Origin of the sequence: Celeribacter sp. (assembly GCF_048259695.1) — a bacterium.
Taxonomy (GTDB): Bacteria; Pseudomonadota; Alphaproteobacteria; order Rhodobacterales; family Rhodobacteraceae; genus Celeribacter.
Map to the genome: position 1 here is coordinate 183376 of NZ_JBLXHL010000002.1, position 16889 is coordinate 200264.

Sequence of the window (16889 nt, forward strand, 5' to 3'; positions counted from 1 at the left end):
CTTAGTTCGGTTTTGCTTGGGCCTGTGCCTCGGCGCGGCGCGCCATGTCCTGACGGTACAGTTGTACAAAATCGATGTTGTCGAGGTTCAGCGGCGGGAAGCCACCGTCGCGCGTGACGTCATGGACGATGCGACGCAGGAACGGGAACAACATGCGTGGGCATTCGATCATCAGGAACGGGTGCATTTGCTCTTCCGGCACGTTCTCGATGTGGAATACGCCCGCGTAATCAAGTTCGAGAATGAACAACGTGGTCGCGCCATCCTCGGTTTTGCTTTCCACCTTTACCTTGGTGGCCACTTCGAACTGGTGCTCGACCTCGCGCTTTTTCGCGTCCAGAGCGACCTGAACGGAAATATTCGGGCGGCCCTCGGCCTTCAGGCCTTTTTGCGCGAGAATGTTCTCGAACGACATGTCACGCGTGAACTGCCCAAGGATTTGCATCTTTACGGGTTCGGCTTGTGCTGCAGGCTCGGCTGCTGCGGTTTCGACGTCATCTGCCATCAATTGGTCCTCAGAGTTTTAGTTTCGCGTCACTGTATCAGCTTGGTTCAGGTGCCTCAATGGCGCGTCCAACCAGAATGACCAGGGGTGTCACTCTCTTTGATGTCGACTTCCTTGAACTCGCCGTCAATCACCCGCGTGTCGTGTGGTGTCCCGTCCGCAAATGGATCGCGGTCAAATCCCGCGCCCTGCGCACCTGCGCCCATCTGAAAGCTCTGGATCTTGACCCGTTTGCGCAATTCCTTAAACGCAGCCCCCCGCACCGCAGGGATCAAAAGCGCAAATCCCAAAGCATCGGTAAAAAAGCCGGGCGTCAACAAGAGTGCGCCGGAGAACAAAATCATCGCCCCATGTGCAAGTGGCTCGGTCGGATCGCGCAGCTCCGAAAACGATCCGCGCAACTGTGACAGCGCTGCGGCGCCTTGCTGTCGGACCAAAGTTGTCCCGATGACAGCCGTTACAATAACGATCAACAGGGTCGGCCAGAGACCGATCAACCCGCCGACCTGAATGAACAATGCGATCTCGATAATCGGCACAGCGACAAATAACGCTAAAAGCAACATGAGTTTGCCTCTCTTTCTTGACCGTCCACTGGTGGACTTGGTCTGGTTCCCACCCTACATAGTAAGGGACGGCGGCATTTTCTATGCCGCGTGAGCTGTGAGGATCAAATGAGCCAATCCATCCTGTCCCTTCTGGTGCTTGCCGGAATTGCGATTTTCCTGATTTTGCGCCTGCGCAACGTGCTTGGCACGCGCGAAGGCTTTGAAAAACCACGTGTGGAACTGGATGACACAGTTGCCTCCGACCGCGGATCGAAAACATTTGAGGTCATCGAGGGCGGCGTGGACCGTGACATCGCGGACAACGTTGCTGACGGATCTCGCGCTGTCACGGAACTGGCGGCCATGAAACGCGCAGAGCCTTCGTTCAATGTCACAGAGTTTCTGGGGGGCGCAGGTGGCGCCTATGAAATGATTTTGATGGCGTTCGAACACGACGATCTCGAGAGTGTGCGCGATTTTCTTGCCGATGAGGTCTATGAGGCCTTTGACGGCGTGATCCAGACCCGCCGCGAACAGGGACTACAGGTTCAGGCGCAATTCGTCGGCCTGCGGGAGTTGCAATTGATCGACGCCGAGTTCGACAATGCCACACGCGAAGGCGAAGTGAAAATCCGCTTTGTCGCCGAGTTGATTTCCTCTGTGCATGATGCCGATGGCAAGCTGATCGAGGGCAACCCGACAGAGATCAAGCGTCAAAAGGACATTTGGACCTTTGCACGTGAAATGGGCAGCAACGACCCCAACTGGCAATTGGTCGCAACCGGCGCATGATGCGACGGAGGGTGGCATGCGCTTTGCTGTCAGCCCTGCTGACCTTGGCCGGTCCGGCTCTGGGCGAGGATGCATCGATGGTCACAGTGTTGGAATTTTCCGATCTGGACGGGTGGGCCGACGACGATCACGATGCGGCCCTCTCGGTTTTTGCGCAAACCTGTGACCGCATCGGTGAATTCGAATGGCCGCAATTATGCAAGGTTGCCCAAAGCCATCCGGACGCCAAAAGCTTCTTTGAGCTGTTTTTCAAACCCGTTGTGATCAACGATGACGCAGCCCCGCTGTTTACGGGCTATTTTGAACCCGAACTTCGCGGGTCGCGCCACCGCAGCGCCCGCTACCGCTTTCCGATCTATGCCAAGCCCGATGATCTTGTGGCCGGTGTCCCCTATTATTCCCGCCGCGAGATCGCGGATGGGGCGCTGAACGGACGCGGGTTGGAAATCGTCTGGGTCGATGACGCGGTGGAACTGTTTTTCCTACAGGTTCAGGGGTCGGGCCGCGTGCGCCTTGACGACGGGACAATGACCCGTGTGGGGTATGCGGGGAAAAACGGCCATACGTACCGCTCCATCGGCCGTGAACTGGTGCGGCGCGGAACGTACAACGAGCATCAGGTCTCCGCAGATGTGATCAAAAACTGGGTGCGGCGCAATCCAGTCGATGGACAGGACTTGCTCAACCACAACCCGTCTTTTGTGTTCTTTCGCGAGCGTCAGGACCTACACCCCGAACTTGGCCCCATCGGCGCGATGAACCGCTCGATTACCACGCTGCGTTCGATTGCTGTTGATCCGCAATTCACCCCGCTTGGCGCGCCCGTCTGGATTGAGAAGGCGGGCGAAAACCCCATGCACCGCCTGATGATCGCGCAGGATACCGGCTCCGCCATCAAAGGCGCACAGCGGGCCGATATTTTCTACGGCACCGGTGATGCGGCGGGGACCGAGGCAGGCCGCATCAAAGACGGCGGGCGTATGGTGGTGCTGCTCCCGATCCAGATCGCCTATGGCCTATTGGAAAAGGCAACGGGATGAAACGGCGCGGCAAGGGCAAATTGAGCGAGGATGATCGAACGGTTTGGGAGCAGGTGAAAAAGACCGCAATCCCGATGCGTGCCGAACCCGTCATCCCGCGCGACATGGCAAAACGCCGCCCCGTCACCCCCCCTGTGGTTCATCACATGGATGACGCCCTGTCCCATTTCGAGGTCGGATCACGCACAACCCGCACACCGATGGGCCACGATCTTGCGCCGTCCATATCCGAACGCCTTGCCCATGCACCCGTGCATATGGATCGCAAAAAATACGGAAAAATGCAGCGGGGAAAACTTAACCCCGAGGCCCGTATTGACCTACACGGCATGACATTGGCGCATGCACATCCCGCGCTTCAGGGGTTTATCATGTCGTCTGCGGCCGCCGGCCGTCGTCTTGTTCTGGTGATTACAGGCAAGGGTAAGAACCGCGACGAGGGCGGGCCGATCCCGATCCGAAAGGGTGTGCTAAAGAACCAAGTGCCGCATTGGTTGCACCAACCGCCGCTGCGTTCGGTGGTGATGCAGGTGACCGAAGCCCACCTCAAACACGGTGGTGGCGGTGCCTATTACGTCTACCTACGCCGTAGCCGGTAACCGTTTTCGCGCCCGCAAAACGCCCATTGCCGCCAAGATGCTGCTCAGACCGAAATAGACCGCATAGCCCAACATCTGTGTCGTGAACGGCACACCGAAATCAATCAGATAACCCGACACCCCCGGCCCGATGGCCGACCCGAACACCATCACGGCGGTGGCGGCGGATTTGATCGACCCGATGTAGCGCGTGCCGTAATGCTCGGCCCAAAACGCGCCCGCAACTGTCCCCTGCATCCCCATGCCAAGCCCGACAATCATCAGGCCGATCCCCGCCACAAATGGCACGGTCGCATAGGAAATCACGACAAACCCGACCAGAAACGGCAGCGGCATGAGCGGCAAAACCCGCCCTGCCCCGAACCGGTCCACAGCCATGCCGACAAGGAATGTTGCAGACACGGAGGTGAGTGTCAGCCATGGGTACAGCGAGACATATTCAACAAGCGACCACCCCTTTATCCCGGCCAAATGCACCTGTTGGAAAAAGAGCGCCGTGCCCCATGCCGGCGGGCCAAGCAACAGCGGGACGCACAGCCAAAACAACCAGTGCCTAAGCAGATCACCGCGTTTCCACATCCGCCCGTCCATGCCAACGGCACTGGTTGAATCCGCGATGGATTGCGGCGTGCGCTCTTGTGCCAGACACCACAAAATCAACGGAATCAACACCACGGACAGACCCGCGGCGACAAGCCATGAATGACGCCACCCGATTACGGTCATCAGCGCCACGAAAATCAGTGGTAAAATTGCCTGACCGACCGCAAAACCAAGCGAGGCAATCGACAGGGCACGGCCACGGGTGGCTTGGAACCAGCGTGCCATTGCCACCATGGCGATCTGGCTTGTCATGCCCTGCCCCGTGAACCGCAAAAGGAAAATCACAACAACGAGCAGGGTGACACTTGGGACCGCCGACATTGTCAGACAGGCCACCGCCAACCCCGTAAGGATGACAGGGGCCAGAACACGGACGCGGAAATGGTCGGTGAGAACCCCCGCCCAAACCATCACAATCGCAGAGGCCGTTGTCCCGATTGAATAAATTGCGCCCCACGATCCGTGGCTCAACCCGAATTCGGCGCGGATATCGGCAGCAAAAATGGAGATGAAATAGGTCTGACCATAGGAGGAGGTCAGGGTTAATAGAAACCCCACCGCCAACCACCGGGCATTTTCGACTATGAAGCGCAAATATGTCATGGACCTATAACGCGCTTTCCAAGACAAAAAGAAAGAGCAAACCGCCTGTGCGCATTCGCTCTCTCTCAATCAACCCGTGTGGCGCGATGTCAAAGCATGTAGCGGCTCACATCAGCGGCCTTGGCCATTTCGCCCACGTTCTTGTTCACGTATTCTGCGTCCACGATCACGGTCGATCCCGATTGATCCGGCGCCACAAACGACAACTCCTCAAACACGCGCTCCATGATCGTATACAAACGCCGTGCGCCGATATTCTCAACGCTCGTGTTCACATCCGCCGCAAGTTTCGCAATCGCTGTGATCCCGTCGTCGGTAAAGGTGATGTTGACCTCTTCGGTCTCCAACAGGGCTTTGTATTGGAGGGTCAGTGCATTGTCGGTTTCCGTCAGGATTCGGACAAAATCGGCCTCTTCCAAAGCACGCAATTCAACGCGGATCGGCAAGCGGCCCTGTAATTCCGGCAACAAATCGGACGGCTTCGCGATATGAAACGCCCCTGAGGCAATGAACAAAATGTGGTCGGTTTTCACCGGACCATGTTTGGTCGAGACGGTCGTCCCCTCGATCAGCGGTAGCAAATCACGTTGCACCCCTTCTCGGCTGACATCGCCGCCACGCGTGTCCGAGCGCACGCAAACCTTGTCGATCTCGTCAATAAACACGATCCCGTTTTGCTCGACCGCCTCCAACGCCGCCCGCGTGACGGTCTCGTCGTCCAGAAGCTTGTCCGCTTCCTCGTCGATCAACACCGTGTAACTTTCGGCGACACTCAGCTTTTTCTTTACGGTGCGCCCGCCAAAAGCTTTGCCAAACAGATCGCCGATATTCATCATCCCGCCACCCATCTGCGGCTGACCGGGGATTTCGAACATGCCTTGCGGTGTCGCGTTGTCCTGAACGTCCAACTCGATAATGGTATCGTCAAGCAACCCGTCGCGCAGCTTTTTGCGGAACATTTGCCGCGTCTGGTCGCGTGCATCCTGTCCCGCAAGGATCTCGATCACGCGCTCTTCCGCTGCTTCATAGGCCTTTGCTTTTACATCTTCGCGCATATGGTCGCGGGTCTGTGAAATCGCCACATCCACGAGGTCACGCACGATTTGTTCAACATCCCGCCCGACATAGCCCACTTCGGTGAATTTCGTCGCCTCGACCTTTACGAACGGCGCTTTCGCAAGCTTGGCCAAGCGGCGTGAAATCTCCGTCTTGCCGACACCCGTTGGTCCGATCATCAAAATGTTCTTTGGATAGACCTCGTCGCGCAGATCATCCGACAACCGGTTGCGCCGCCACCGGTTGCGCAACGCAACAGCCACCGCACGTTTTGCGTCATTCTGGCTGATAATGAACCGATCCAGTTCGGAGACAATTTCGCGGGGGGTCAAATCAGTCATTTGGAGATCTTTTCCACTGTCAGGTTTCCATTGGTATAGACGCAAATGTCGGAGGCAATCGCCATGGCCGTGCGTGCAATCTCTTCGGCATCCCGGTCGGTTTCCATCAGACCGCGTGCCGCCGCGAGGGCAAAATTGCCACCCGATCCGATGGCTGCCACGTCGTGTTCCGGCTCCAATACATCGCCCGCACCCGTGATCACCAAGAGGACATCACCGTCCGTCACAATCAACATCGCTTCGAGTTTTTGAAGGTATTTGTCGGTTCGCCAGTCTTTTGCCAACTCCACACTGGCCCGCGCCAACTGTCCGGGAGTGGCCTCGAGTTTCGCCTCAAGCCGCTCCAGAAGTGTAAAGGCATCGGCGGTCGATCCGGCAAACCCGCACACCACATCATAGCCACCGGGGCTGATGCGGCGCACCTTTCGGGCCGTGCCTTTGATAACCGTTTGGCCGAGGCTGACCTGACCGTCGCCTGCGATGACAACCTCGTCGCCACGCCGCACGCCAATGATGGTTGTGCCGTGCCAACCCGGAAATTCGTTGCTTGCCATGATCCGTCCTTTCGTTGGGATTTATATGAGGGCGCGGGTCGGATCATGCAACCACCCAACGAAAAAGGGCGCCCCGAAGGACGCCCTGATTCAAACGCTAAGGCGCGTCTTAGACGACCTCTTCGATCCAGCTTTTGAGAGCGGATTTTGGAGCCGCACCAGTTTTGTTGGACACAACCTCGCCGCCTTTGAACATGAACAGGGACGGGATGGCGCGTACGCCGAACTGACCGGGAACGCCGGGGTTTTCGTCCACGTTTACCTTGACGATTTTGACTTTGCCTTCGAATTCGGCAGACAATTCTTCGAGGGACGGACCGATCTGTTTGCACGGACCGCACCATTCCGCCCAGAAATCGACAAGCACAGGCAGGTCGGATTGTAGGACTTCGGTTTCGAACGTGTCATCAGAGGCAGCGAAAGTAGCCATGGAATTTCTCCTGAAATGGGGTGTTGCCGAAAACCTATGTCTGCGGCGGTAAGACGTCAAGATGTAGTGGCGCGATGAAGGGCCTCCCTCACAATCTCGCGAGGGACCTCCATTAACTGGGCCGTTTTTGTCCACAAAAGTGCTGTTTGGATGGTGTGGTCCGGATACATCTGTTCGACTGCATCCGCATAGGCCCCAAGTTGTCGCAGCAACCCCTCGGGGATTTGCGCGACATCGCCCGGGATGATCGCGTTGGTTTTGAAATCAACAATCTGAACCCGGTCGGGAGTGATAATCAGCCTGTCAATAATACCGTGAACCCCCTTGCCATCCAAGGCTGCACATGCGCCTGAAAATGGCACTTCCGACAGTGAATGTGACCCGAACACAGCCCAATCATAGGATTTTGTAATGACCGGTGTGATTTCGTCCAAAAGGTCTACGACTTCGTGGTCGAGGATAACATCCTCCCCGTCGGGGATCACAAACCGTGCGGCATCCTCCCAATCTGTTGGGGGCAATGCGGGCAAGACGTCGAGCAAGAGGTGAATTTGCCGCCCGCGCCGTTTGGCTTGTTCCCCGTCCAGAATGGCATCCTCACCCCCCAATGCCTTTGCCCCGCCGAGGTTGGAGGGGGACAGGTAGGCCGCGTCTTTGGTGGGGGGCGGCGTTTCCTTTGTCGCCCAATGCGGCAATGTTGCCGGCTCGTCGTTTGGATCCGTGGAGCGTTCGGCATGTGACCCCCATGTGCCGACTTGATACCGAATGCCACCCGCCAACGGTCTGACAAGCGGTTCTGTGTCGAGATCGGCCATGCCCGCCGTCACCAGTTCATACCAACTGTTGCCTTTGGACGGCGCTGTTCCCGCACCTGCAACGATGAGCCATTTTTCCGCGCGGGTCATCGCCACATACAGCAGGCGGCGGCGCTCCTGTTCAGCTTTGTCCAAAATCACAGCACGTGTGTTATTCGCAATGTCACTCGCCGTTGCCGCGCTGGCCAGATGGATGGGTCTATCATCGCCCAGATCGATTATTGACCCGCGCACCTGGTTTTCTTTTGAATTTGGAAGCGTGTCGGGCAAAATGACAATCGGCGCCTCCAATCCCTTTGCGCCATGCGATGTCATCACACGAATGAGATTGGAGTTCTCATCCAGAACCCGTTTTATTTTGATATCTTCCGCCTCGAACCACGCCAAAAACCCTGTCAGACTCGGTGTTTGCGCGGTCTCATAGGCGCGGGCCTGATCAAGAAGGGCGTCAATCCCATCCTCTGCTTCCGGCCCAAGCCGCGCAAGGAACTTGCGCCGTCCACCATGTTTGACGAGCACGCGTTCCAACAAATCATAGGGCCGCAGCACATCCAGTTTCACACGCAGATCATCAATGATCGCGACCGTTTGCGCAAAATCATCGCGGCGCGCACGCAGTTCCTGCCAAAGGTTTGCCGCCTTGCGGTTATGCGCGAGTGAATAAAGCTGTTGCTCGGTCCAGTTGAACAATGGGGATTTGAGGGCTTCGGCCAAGGCCAGATCGTCGTCCTCAAGCGCCAGAAAGGACAGCAACGCACAAAGATCGCGGACCGCCAATTCATTGCCAACTGTCAGAAGATCGGCCCCCGCAACAGGAAGCCGTTTCTCTTTGAGCTTACTCAAAAGCGGTAAAAATAGACCCGAACGCCGCCGAACAAGGATCAAAATATCCTTTGGCTCAATCGCGCGAAAGGCTCCGCCCTTTGCCGGAAGAGAGCCGTTCTCCAACATCTCGCCGATCTGGTTGGCGATCATATCCGCAAGCTTGTGCGTATAGTGGGTCGGAGAGGTCAAATCCAACGGATTTTCCCATTCGTGATCGGTCTTGTCCTCGGGTTCGGGCTCGATAACGGGCCAGACATCGACCCGACCGGGCATGTCGTCAAAAAACGCAATATGCGCCGGCGGACCACCCACACCGTATCCGTCCGATGCCGCAAAAACTCTGTCCGTTGCCGTCAAAATCGCGGATGACGACCGGAAGGAGTGTTCAAGCGAAAGCTTTTGCAGGGGATCGCCCACAGCACTCAACCGCGCATCGAAAAAATCGCGCATGTCATCAAATCCGGATGGATCAGCGCCCTGAAACGAGTAGATCGATTGCTTTTTATCGCCGACGACAAAAATGGTTCGCGTCACGTCCGGCCGCGCACCCTGACCCGTTGAAAACTCTTCGGCCAACCGGCGCACCACGACCCATTGGTCGGGTGACGTATCTTGGGCCTCATCGACAAGGATGTGGTCAATACCGCCATCCAGGCGAAACAACACCCATTGCGCCGTGGCCGAGTTTGACAACAAATCGCGGGCCTTGCGGATCATGTCGTCGAAATCAAGCAAACCTGCGTATGACTTTTTCGCCAGATATTTCGGGATGAGCACGCCCGCGAACCGGTGCAAAATCGCGGTTCTTTGCGCATCCTGGAGCCTGTTCAAAACCGGAGCATAGCGTTCAACACGCGCCATCAAGAGGCGCAGCGGTTCAAGCGCGTCGGCGTATTTTTCCCGCATACCCTTTGTGGGCAAACCGCCATGCGAATGGCCCCATTTAGAACAAAACGGGTTCTTTGTGTTGTCGCCAAACAGCACTTTTTGTGCGATTTGTTGCATCAGACGGGTGTCGATCGGGAGCGATGACCACGCGAGGCAATCACCGGCAAATCCCACGTCGGTAGATTTTGACGAAGACGCCAGAACAGGCGCAATGCGGGCCAACATTTCCCGCTCCCCGCCCAAAAACACCTCATTTAAAAGTGTCGCCTCATCATAGCCCGCGGGCAAATCGAACCACGGCCAGATCTGTGCCTCTGACCGGGGGTCGGCAAACCGTTCCCTGTTGGACAAAATGTCTTTGCCGAGCGTGTAAATATCTTCGCCGAGATGAAATGCAACCTCGTCGACAATCGCGCAATCAGGCCCGTCCGACATCGTCTCAAGCACATCGCGCAACAGGTCTTTAGAGGTGCGCTCATCCAGTTCGCGGTACTGTGGCGACACCCCCGCCTCCAATGGAAAACGGCGCAAAAGCCCGCCGCAAAACGAATGGATGGTCTGGATCTTTAGCCCGCCCGGTGTCTCGATCGCACGGGCAAACAGTGTCCGCGCGTGGCGCAGAACCACATCATCCAGAACGGTGTCGGGGCTCAGCTTTGCGAGCTCGTCGCGCAGACTGGCTTCATCCAGCATCGCCCATTCACCAAGACGTTTGAACAGACGGTTTTGCATCTCCGAGGCGGCCGCCTTGGTATAGGTGAGGCACAAAATATGCTGTGGTGGCGTGCCGTCCAACAACAGGCGGGTCACGCGGTCGGTCAACACCTTGGTCTTGCCCGATCCCGCATTCGCGGCGAGCCATGTGGACCGGTCGGGGCGGGCGGCGGCCAACTGCCGTGCGGTGGCTTCATTCGGCGTATTCATGACACATCCTTACCGATCGCAACGTCTGCTTCGGTCCATTCCTTGAACCGCGACAACAGATCATAGTCGCTTGGAAAACTGTTGAACTTTGGCGCACGGCGCGCGGTATATCCCGTTTCATGCATGTCATAGTTGGAAACCAAAGTGGCCAGTTTCCGGCGCACATCCGCAATGATATCGCTGTCAATGTCGATATCCGTGACGTTCAGATCCTTGTCGAGGCCAAGGTAACTCACCATGCGCACATGCCCCTGCGCGATGTCTTCAAACGTGCCTTCCTGTAAAATCAGGGCTTCGAGCAAGAGTTGGATGCGAAAGGCCTTTGCCTCGTTAACGCGTGGAGGGGCGGAGGCCTTGTAGTCGAAAATGTGGTATCCACCGCCGTCGACACGATCAATGCGATCCGCAAAACAGGTCAGCGTAAAATCAATGTCACCAAGGCTGATCTGACCTTTTTTCTCAATTCCGACATTGCCGCCCGCGGCAAGGCGTTCGACCTCGCGCGTGGCCAGCCGCTGCGCCACCTTGTGCATCCGGGAGCGCCAGATGCGCCGTTCGGTCGGCCAGACAACGGTCTCGTTCAGGACCGTGTCGGTGAGCGACAAAAGCCGCAAAGTGGCCGCCTCGGCGGTCTCTGCCGGAGTATACCCCAAGACGAAACGTTCCATAATGTCGTGAAACGCATTGCCACGATCACGGGGATCGGGCGCGTGATTGAGCGGGGCGAGTTTGTAGAGGTTTAGAATTTTACTCGCATAGATCGCGTAGGGGTCGCGGATCAGGGTCTCGACGCGGGTCACGGACAGGGCGCGCGGGCGCACATCAACCGGTGGACGCGGGGAGGGGCGTCTGGATAATTCCATGACGTCGTGCGACGGGTCGGGTTGATCCAACAGGTTCGCCCATTTGATCCATTGCGCCCCCCGTTCCCGCATCTGCGCAAGAGATTGCGCCCCGACATCGCTCATGCCGTTCATCAGGTTGGTCAGGCGGATCACCCAACGACAGGGAACCGTTTCCGTTTCGGCGTTGCGAAGGGCGCGAGAAATCACAACCTCCTTTGCGCCAAAGGCCTGTTGGAAATCATGGGCGGACAGGCCGACCATTTGTTCGGGTGACAAAAGTCCGGCCTCTTTGCGCATGTCACGCGAAAACCACGGGTCGGGTTTGGGTTGCGAGGGCCAAACACCATCGTTCAACCCGCCGACAATCACCAGATCCGCCTGAAGCGATCGTGCCTCCAATGTCCCCCAAATCATAACATTGGGGTGCTTTGGGGTCGGATCACGCGACATGGCGCGGCCGATCACCGCCCGAAACATGTCGTCAAACTCAAAGGGGGTCATGTCGCCGCCCCAATGCGCCTCGCGAACCAGTTCGTCCATGACGCGGCGCATTTCGCGCCCCGACAGGTTGTCCCACAGGGCGCTGTCGTCGGACCCGACCGGCCCGCTGGCCAAACCGCGTGCGAGCGCCAGTGTATGATCGAGGTGGGCGGACAGTGTGCGGGTGCCAACGGGTTCGGTTTGAGCCAACAGATCGGAAATCCATACCACCCATGCGGTGCGGATTTCGGTGTCTTTAGACGCTGCGCCGGCCTTTCGCGCCCAAGCCAAAAGCCGCTCTTTGTCAGGAAAGGCGAGGGCATTCTTGCGCAAGTGGACCTCAAGCTGTCGCGTCCACAACAGGTGGATACCGCGCTTGCTTTCGCCCTCGAAACTGCCCTTTGCCACAAGCGGGTGCTTGAGCAGGACCATCATATCTTCCGCCGTGACCTTGCGGCCGAACAGGTTCGAGATCAGGCGAAACAGGCGTCCGGGCGGAGTTTGGTTGAGCGGCTCGCCCGCACTGTCGTCGGGGTCAATGTCCCAACGGTCCAACATGGCGGCAACCTGACGGGCAAGGTCGCGATCCGGTGTGATCAGGGCGGCCCGTTTCTGGTCCTCTGCCGCTTTGCGCAACACAAGTGCCACCGCCGTGGCCTCGCGCCGCGGATCAGGGGCCTCGATCAATGTGAGGCCGGCACAGGCTTCAGCAACACCGCCAAGTTTCGGACCGTCCGTCATCCATTCATCCGTGACGGGTGCGGGGCGCAGCGCCAGTGACAACATCGCATTTCGCGCGGCACTTGGCGGGGTGGTCCGTGCAAACGGCGTCACATCGCGGCGGGACAGACCGAGTGTGGTGGCAAGCCGCACAATGCGCTCTTGGGGGTGGTCGTGCATCGGGCCGCTCATGCCCGGATCAGCCAGGCGATCCCAGACATGTTGGGGCATGTCAAAATCCACGCCGGGTTGGATAACCGCGCCTTGCGGCAGACGCGCCACCACCTCCATAAACCGCGCCGTCGTTCCGCGTGATCCCGTGGATCCGACAACCAACACGGGGTGATCGGGCGGGCAGGCTGTCCATGCCTCCTCCAGACGCGCAACAACGGTGCGCATCCGCTCTTCGATCATGGGCGGCATATCGGTATCGCGATCATAGATGTCTTTTACGATCTTGAGAAACTCAAGCGCCTCGCGCCAGTGATCCGAAGTGTTTTCAAGCGTCAGATTGGCAAGCGTTTCATAGCTCACATCCTCGTCGTGCATTTCACCAAGCAGGAGCGCAAGCGTGTCGGCCAACCCGTACACCGCCGAGCGTTCCGCAAATCCGGGACGGTTATCGAGGAAATGCGTCACCAGTTGCACAAGTTCGAGGCGCAACCGCAAACCGGACGCGGGCATCGGCACATCCCGAAACCGGAGATCATTGCCCAATTCCGTGACCAAACGCACGCGGGGTAACAACCGTGTCTGCCCGTCATCAAACGCCGCAACCAGATCGCGCTTCATGCGTGAGGTGTTGACGAAAATCTCTGTGCGCGCGAGCAATTCGGGCCGATCCGTCCCGAACCGCTCCAACAACCCGTCCTTGACGGCGCGGGGAAAATCAACACCACACGGAAGCCCGAACAGGCGTGGTTTATCGCTATACTCAAACATATCCGTGGTCCTTTAGGGCGGTTTCGGCAATCTCGATGCCCTCGGGATGCCCGACATCACACCACGCGCCATCAAATACAGCTCCGAACAAACGGGCCTGTGCGTGCAGGGCATTCCAAACGACATTCATTGAAAAAACCGCCTCTGGCACGGCCATGACGGGGGCAAGTTTGATGATCTGAAACCCCGTATAGACCAGATCCCCGCCGCGGGCGAGTTGCCCGTCCGGCGACCGTTCAAAATCACCCGACCCCATATGCCCATGCGTTCGGGAAAGTGGCACAGTGAGCAATAGCGCGTCCATCCGGTCGGGGTCCCATGCCTCCACAAGCGTCTTTACCGCAGTGCCGCCAAGCCACACCGCATCGGTGTTCATCGTAAAGACGGCCTCGTGCGAAAACTGCGCCGCCGCATGTTTCAACCCGCCACCCGTTTCCAGAAGCTGCGGCTCGAACAGGGTTTGAACCCCGCGTCGGGCAAGATGGGCCTCGAGCGCTTCGGGCAGGTAGTGGGTGTTGGCCACGCGGGTCGGGATGTCTGCGAGCTGCGCCAAGGCGTGATCGACAAGCGGCCGACCCGCAACCTCCACCATCGGTTTCGGACGGTGTGTGGTGAGTGCGCCCATACGTGTCCCGCGACCCGCACAGAACAACATCACAGCATCGGGACAGTTCCGCATTTATCTCTCAATACTTGTAAAATGTCAGGTGTCGGTTCCGGTAGGGTGTCATGCACCACGCGGCGTAATTGCCCCAGATCGGGGTGGTCGAGATCATTCATCAGATGCGACCACACGCGCGGGATCAAATCGACGTAATGCGGTTTGCCAAAATGTAGCGACATACGGGCGAAGATCATCAAGATCCGCAGATTGCGCTGGGCCGAACAAATCGCGGCCCCACGGTCAAGGTCGGTCCGGTCCAGACCCGCCATATCGGCAAAATGCGCCATCGTCTTTTCACGCACGCCACGCGTCACATCGCGCCGCGCATCGTTGACAAGAGACACGAGATCATAGGGCGAATGACCCAACATGGCGTCTTGATAGTCGAGCAAACCAACGCGTTTTAACCCCGTGCGCCGGGGCAGCCAAATCAGGTTCTGGGCATGAAAATCCCGCAAGATGGTCTGATGACCGCCCCCCAAAGACGCGATCAGAGGCTCGAGTGCGGCGCGACAGGCATCCGCCGCCGCATCGGTGGGCGCGCCCGTGATCCCGCCGGCATACCACGGATAACAGGTCAGGGAGAGATCGGTCATCTGATCGGCGCAATCCACAACATCCGCCACGGGTGCGGCCTGTGCGATCTGTGCTAAAACCTCCGCGGCGGCTTTGTAGAGGGGCCATTCCAACGCGGGATCTGCGGCACAGACCTGATCGAAAACGGCATCTCCGAGGTCCTCAAGGATCAAAAATCCCTGTTGCTCATCCGCCGCGTAGGTGTCCGGCGCGGACAATCCGAGGGCGCCCAGATAGGCACCGACTTTGAGAAACGGACGCACATCTTCGCCAAGGGCGGGTGGCGCATCCATCAGGATGGCACTTCGCGATTTGGCTGTGTCGGTCAGACGGGTATAGCGCCGCCGTGACGCATCCCCCGCCAAGGGGGTGCGGATGGCGTCTTTCCATTCGGTTGTGGACACAAAGGCGGTCAGTAATTCGGCGCGTTCATTCATGTGTGGACTCTATCCGGACCGCCGCCGGATACAAGCCGCTTCACATCTTGACGTACTCCGGATCAACGTTCTCGCGCGAGGAACGCGATGGCCCCGCAATGGCGGCTTCCGGTGCGAACCGCGCAACCGTTTGCCCGCTCGGGAGCGGTGTCACGGAACACTGTAGCCGGCGCCCGTCCCAAAGCCGCGCCATCCCCGACCATTCCGTGACGGTTGTGGCCCCTGCGACGATATCCCTGATGTCGTTCCAGACCGATGTCGGCGCACATTTCGAATACCAAAGCCGTGCGGATTCAATGATGCCTGTGTCCTCTAATGTATCATCGTCCTCGATCCCCCAAAGACTGTGATAGGCGCTGTTGGACATGATCAGGCGACCGTCATTGGCAAAAACAGCCAAAGCCTCATCCAGACTGTCGAGAACGGATTGGCCCGTCTCGATCTCGGAGCGAAAGCGCCGCGAGAGAGAGACTTCGGAGGAGATATCCTCAAAGAAATAGGCGATAGCGCCATCGGGCAACGGGCGTCCCTTTACGCGGTAGGTTGTTTGTGACGCAAGGGTCCAGATCTCTTCGAAGGTGCCATCCGCCGCCTGACTTTCAAGGGCGGATACGTTCTGGCGCCACGATTTGTAGTCCTTGGGTTCCGGCATCATCTGGTTGTCGCGGAGCTTGTCGAGGAATTCCATCAACGACGGCGCACGTTCGAAATAATCCGACGGCAGGCCCGTGAGGTCGGTGAGGGCGGGGTTGTAAAATGTTAGCCTGCGGTTGCGCGAAAACACCGCCAACCCCGTTGTGAGGTGGGAGAAGGTGTTGGTGAGCGTTTGGGTCAGATCGCGGAGTTTTCCCTCGGTCTGCACAGCGCTGTCGACGGGAACGGCGGTGACCAATGTGCCGTCTTCCTGACGGGATGTGTACAGATCGAACCACCGTGTTTCGTCGTTTGGTGTTTTCAATGACATCCGCGCCGGAGGGGAGGCGTCAAACGGGCGCGGCGACACGGCGTTGGCCCCGTCAATCGCGTTTTGCGTGACCGTTGTGTGATCGATGTTGAACAGGCGGCGCGGCGGCCAACTGGCCTCTTCGTCCTCGGGTTCGAAACTGTCGGATAATTCAAGATAGGCGCTATTGGCCCAGGTCACGGTTTGGTCAAGGTGCTCGCGCCAGATCAACAAGGGACCATTTTCGGACGTGGCACGTAGCGTTTCCAACTCCTGTTCCATGGCGTGGACAATATGGCGGTCAAATTCGGATAAATGATCGTCGCTGACGCGGCTTTTGAGACTGATACGGGCAAGCCCGCGTTGCCATTCGCAATATAGCTTTGCCTGTCCGTTCCGTGAATCGATCGTCAGTTTTTCCTCATCTGCCAGAGCGGCAATATTCGCCTTCAGATCGGGAAACTGGGACGTGAACGCCGACAGCAGGCGCGACCAGTCGGATCCGGTTTTCGGTGTGGATTCAAGGATAGCGCGGGCTTCCGGCGTGGCATCGACGAGCAATTCCTCGTCAAACAGGAATGCGGTTTCTCCCTCTTCGGGAACCAAACGAAACCGCCCCTTTTGTTCGCCGCGTGTCGCAACGATCGCGGTGATGTAGATCACCACGAAAGCCATGCAAAGACTTGCTGCCGAGAGTAGAGCGAGCTGAATATACATATAACCGTCCATAACTGCGGACGGGCGTTCGTCCGCGTCCGG

At 58.0% G+C, this 16889-nt stretch carries 14 protein-coding genes; 3 read left to right on the forward strand and 11 right to left on the reverse strand.

Going from position 1 to position 16889, the window contains the following annotated elements; genetic code table 11:
- Nucleotide 1: 1 nt before the first annotated feature.
- Both secB and ACN0Q0_RS04405 read right to left on the reverse strand, forming a co-directional pair.
- On the reverse strand, nucleotides 2-505 hold the full coding sequence (gene secB / locus ACN0Q0_RS04400) for a protein-export chaperone SecB (protein ID WP_417242153.1): 504 nt from the start codon (nucleotides 503-505) through the stop codon (nucleotides 2-4).
- 56 nt (nucleotides 506-561) lie between these two features.
- Entirely contained in the window at nucleotides 562-1071 is a 510-nt protein-coding gene (locus ACN0Q0_RS04405; RefSeq protein ID WP_417242154.1) for an FxsA family protein, read from the reverse strand.
- Between the two features lie 108 nt (nucleotides 1072-1179).
- Between ACN0Q0_RS04405 and ACN0Q0_RS04410 the strand changes: the two genes are divergently transcribed.
- From ACN0Q0_RS04410 to ACN0Q0_RS04420, 3 genes are read left to right on the forward strand one after another with little or no spacing between them, the layout of a single operon-like run.
- Nucleotides 1180-1845 carry a Tim44/TimA family putative adaptor protein gene (locus tag ACN0Q0_RS04410; RefSeq protein ID WP_417242155.1) on the forward strand — a complete coding sequence of 222 codons (666 nt, stop codon included), beginning with the start codon at nucleotides 1180-1182 and terminating at the stop codon, nucleotides 1843-1845.
- A complete protein-coding gene (locus ACN0Q0_RS04415; protein WP_417242156.1) occupies nucleotides 1842-2885 on the forward strand; it encodes a murein transglycosylase A in 1044 nt (347 codons plus the stop codon). Before ACN0Q0_RS04410 ends, ACN0Q0_RS04415 begins: the two co-directional genes overlap by 4 nt.
- Nucleotides 2882-3484 (forward strand): Smr/MutS family protein, encoded by a 603-nt coding sequence (locus ACN0Q0_RS04420; RefSeq protein WP_417242157.1) that lies wholly within the window; start codon nucleotides 2882-2884, stop codon nucleotides 3482-3484. Before ACN0Q0_RS04415 ends, ACN0Q0_RS04420 begins: the two co-directional genes overlap by 4 nt.
- On the opposite strand, the gene ACN0Q0_RS04425 is transcribed toward ACN0Q0_RS04420, so the two are convergent.
- The 9 genes from ACN0Q0_RS04425 to ACN0Q0_RS04465 all read right to left on the reverse strand — a co-directional run bounded on the left by ACN0Q0_RS04425 (nucleotide 3467) and on the right by ACN0Q0_RS04465 (nucleotide 16847).
- Entirely contained in the window at nucleotides 3467-4690 is a 1224-nt protein-coding gene (locus tag ACN0Q0_RS04425) for an MFS transporter (protein ID WP_417242158.1), read from the reverse strand. The genes ACN0Q0_RS04420 and ACN0Q0_RS04425 overlap by 18 nt on opposite strands.
- An 89-nt stretch (nucleotides 4691-4779) precedes the next feature.
- Complete coding sequence (gene hslU / locus ACN0Q0_RS04430) at nucleotides 4780-6087, reverse strand: ATP-dependent protease ATPase subunit HslU (RefSeq protein ID WP_417242159.1); 1308 nt, start codon at nucleotides 6085-6087, stop codon at nucleotides 4780-4782.
- On the reverse strand, nucleotides 6084-6641 hold the full coding sequence (gene hslV, locus ACN0Q0_RS04435) for an ATP-dependent protease subunit HslV (protein ID WP_417242160.1): 558 nt from the start codon (nucleotides 6639-6641) through the stop codon (nucleotides 6084-6086). The genes hslU and hslV overlap by 4 nt, the downstream gene beginning before the upstream one ends.
- A gap of 109 nt (nucleotides 6642-6750) precedes the next feature.
- Entirely contained in the window at nucleotides 6751-7071 is a 321-nt protein-coding gene (gene trxA / locus ACN0Q0_RS04440; protein ID WP_417242161.1) for a thioredoxin, read from the reverse strand.
- A 56-nt stretch (nucleotides 7072-7127) separates the two neighbouring features.
- On the reverse strand, nucleotides 7128-10523 hold the full coding sequence (gene addA, locus ACN0Q0_RS04445) for a double-strand break repair helicase AddA (protein ID WP_417242162.1): 3396 nt from the start codon (nucleotides 10521-10523) through the stop codon (nucleotides 7128-7130).
- Nucleotides 10520-13510 carry a double-strand break repair protein AddB gene (gene addB / locus ACN0Q0_RS04450; protein WP_417242163.1) on the reverse strand — a complete coding sequence of 997 codons (2991 nt, stop codon included), beginning with the start codon at nucleotides 13508-13510 and terminating at the stop codon, nucleotides 10520-10522. Before addB ends, addA begins: the two co-directional genes overlap by 4 nt.
- Nucleotides 13503-14189 carry a nucleotidyltransferase family protein gene (locus ACN0Q0_RS04455; RefSeq protein WP_417242164.1) on the reverse strand — a complete coding sequence of 229 codons (687 nt, stop codon included), beginning with the start codon at nucleotides 14187-14189 and terminating at the stop codon, nucleotides 13503-13505. The genes addB and ACN0Q0_RS04455 overlap by 8 nt, the downstream gene beginning before the upstream one ends.
- Complete coding sequence (locus tag ACN0Q0_RS04460; protein WP_417242165.1) at nucleotides 14165-15187, reverse strand: aminoglycoside phosphotransferase family protein; 1023 nt, start codon at nucleotides 15185-15187, stop codon at nucleotides 14165-14167. The genes ACN0Q0_RS04455 and ACN0Q0_RS04460 overlap by 25 nt, the downstream gene beginning before the upstream one ends.
- A 40-nt stretch (nucleotides 15188-15227) precedes the next feature.
- The gene (locus ACN0Q0_RS04465; RefSeq protein ID WP_417242166.1) at nucleotides 15228-16847 is read right to left on the reverse strand and encodes a PAS-domain containing protein; all 1620 of its coding nucleotides are present in this window, start codon (nucleotides 16845-16847) and stop codon (nucleotides 15228-15230) included.
- Between the last annotated feature and the right edge of the window lie 42 nt (nucleotides 16848-16889).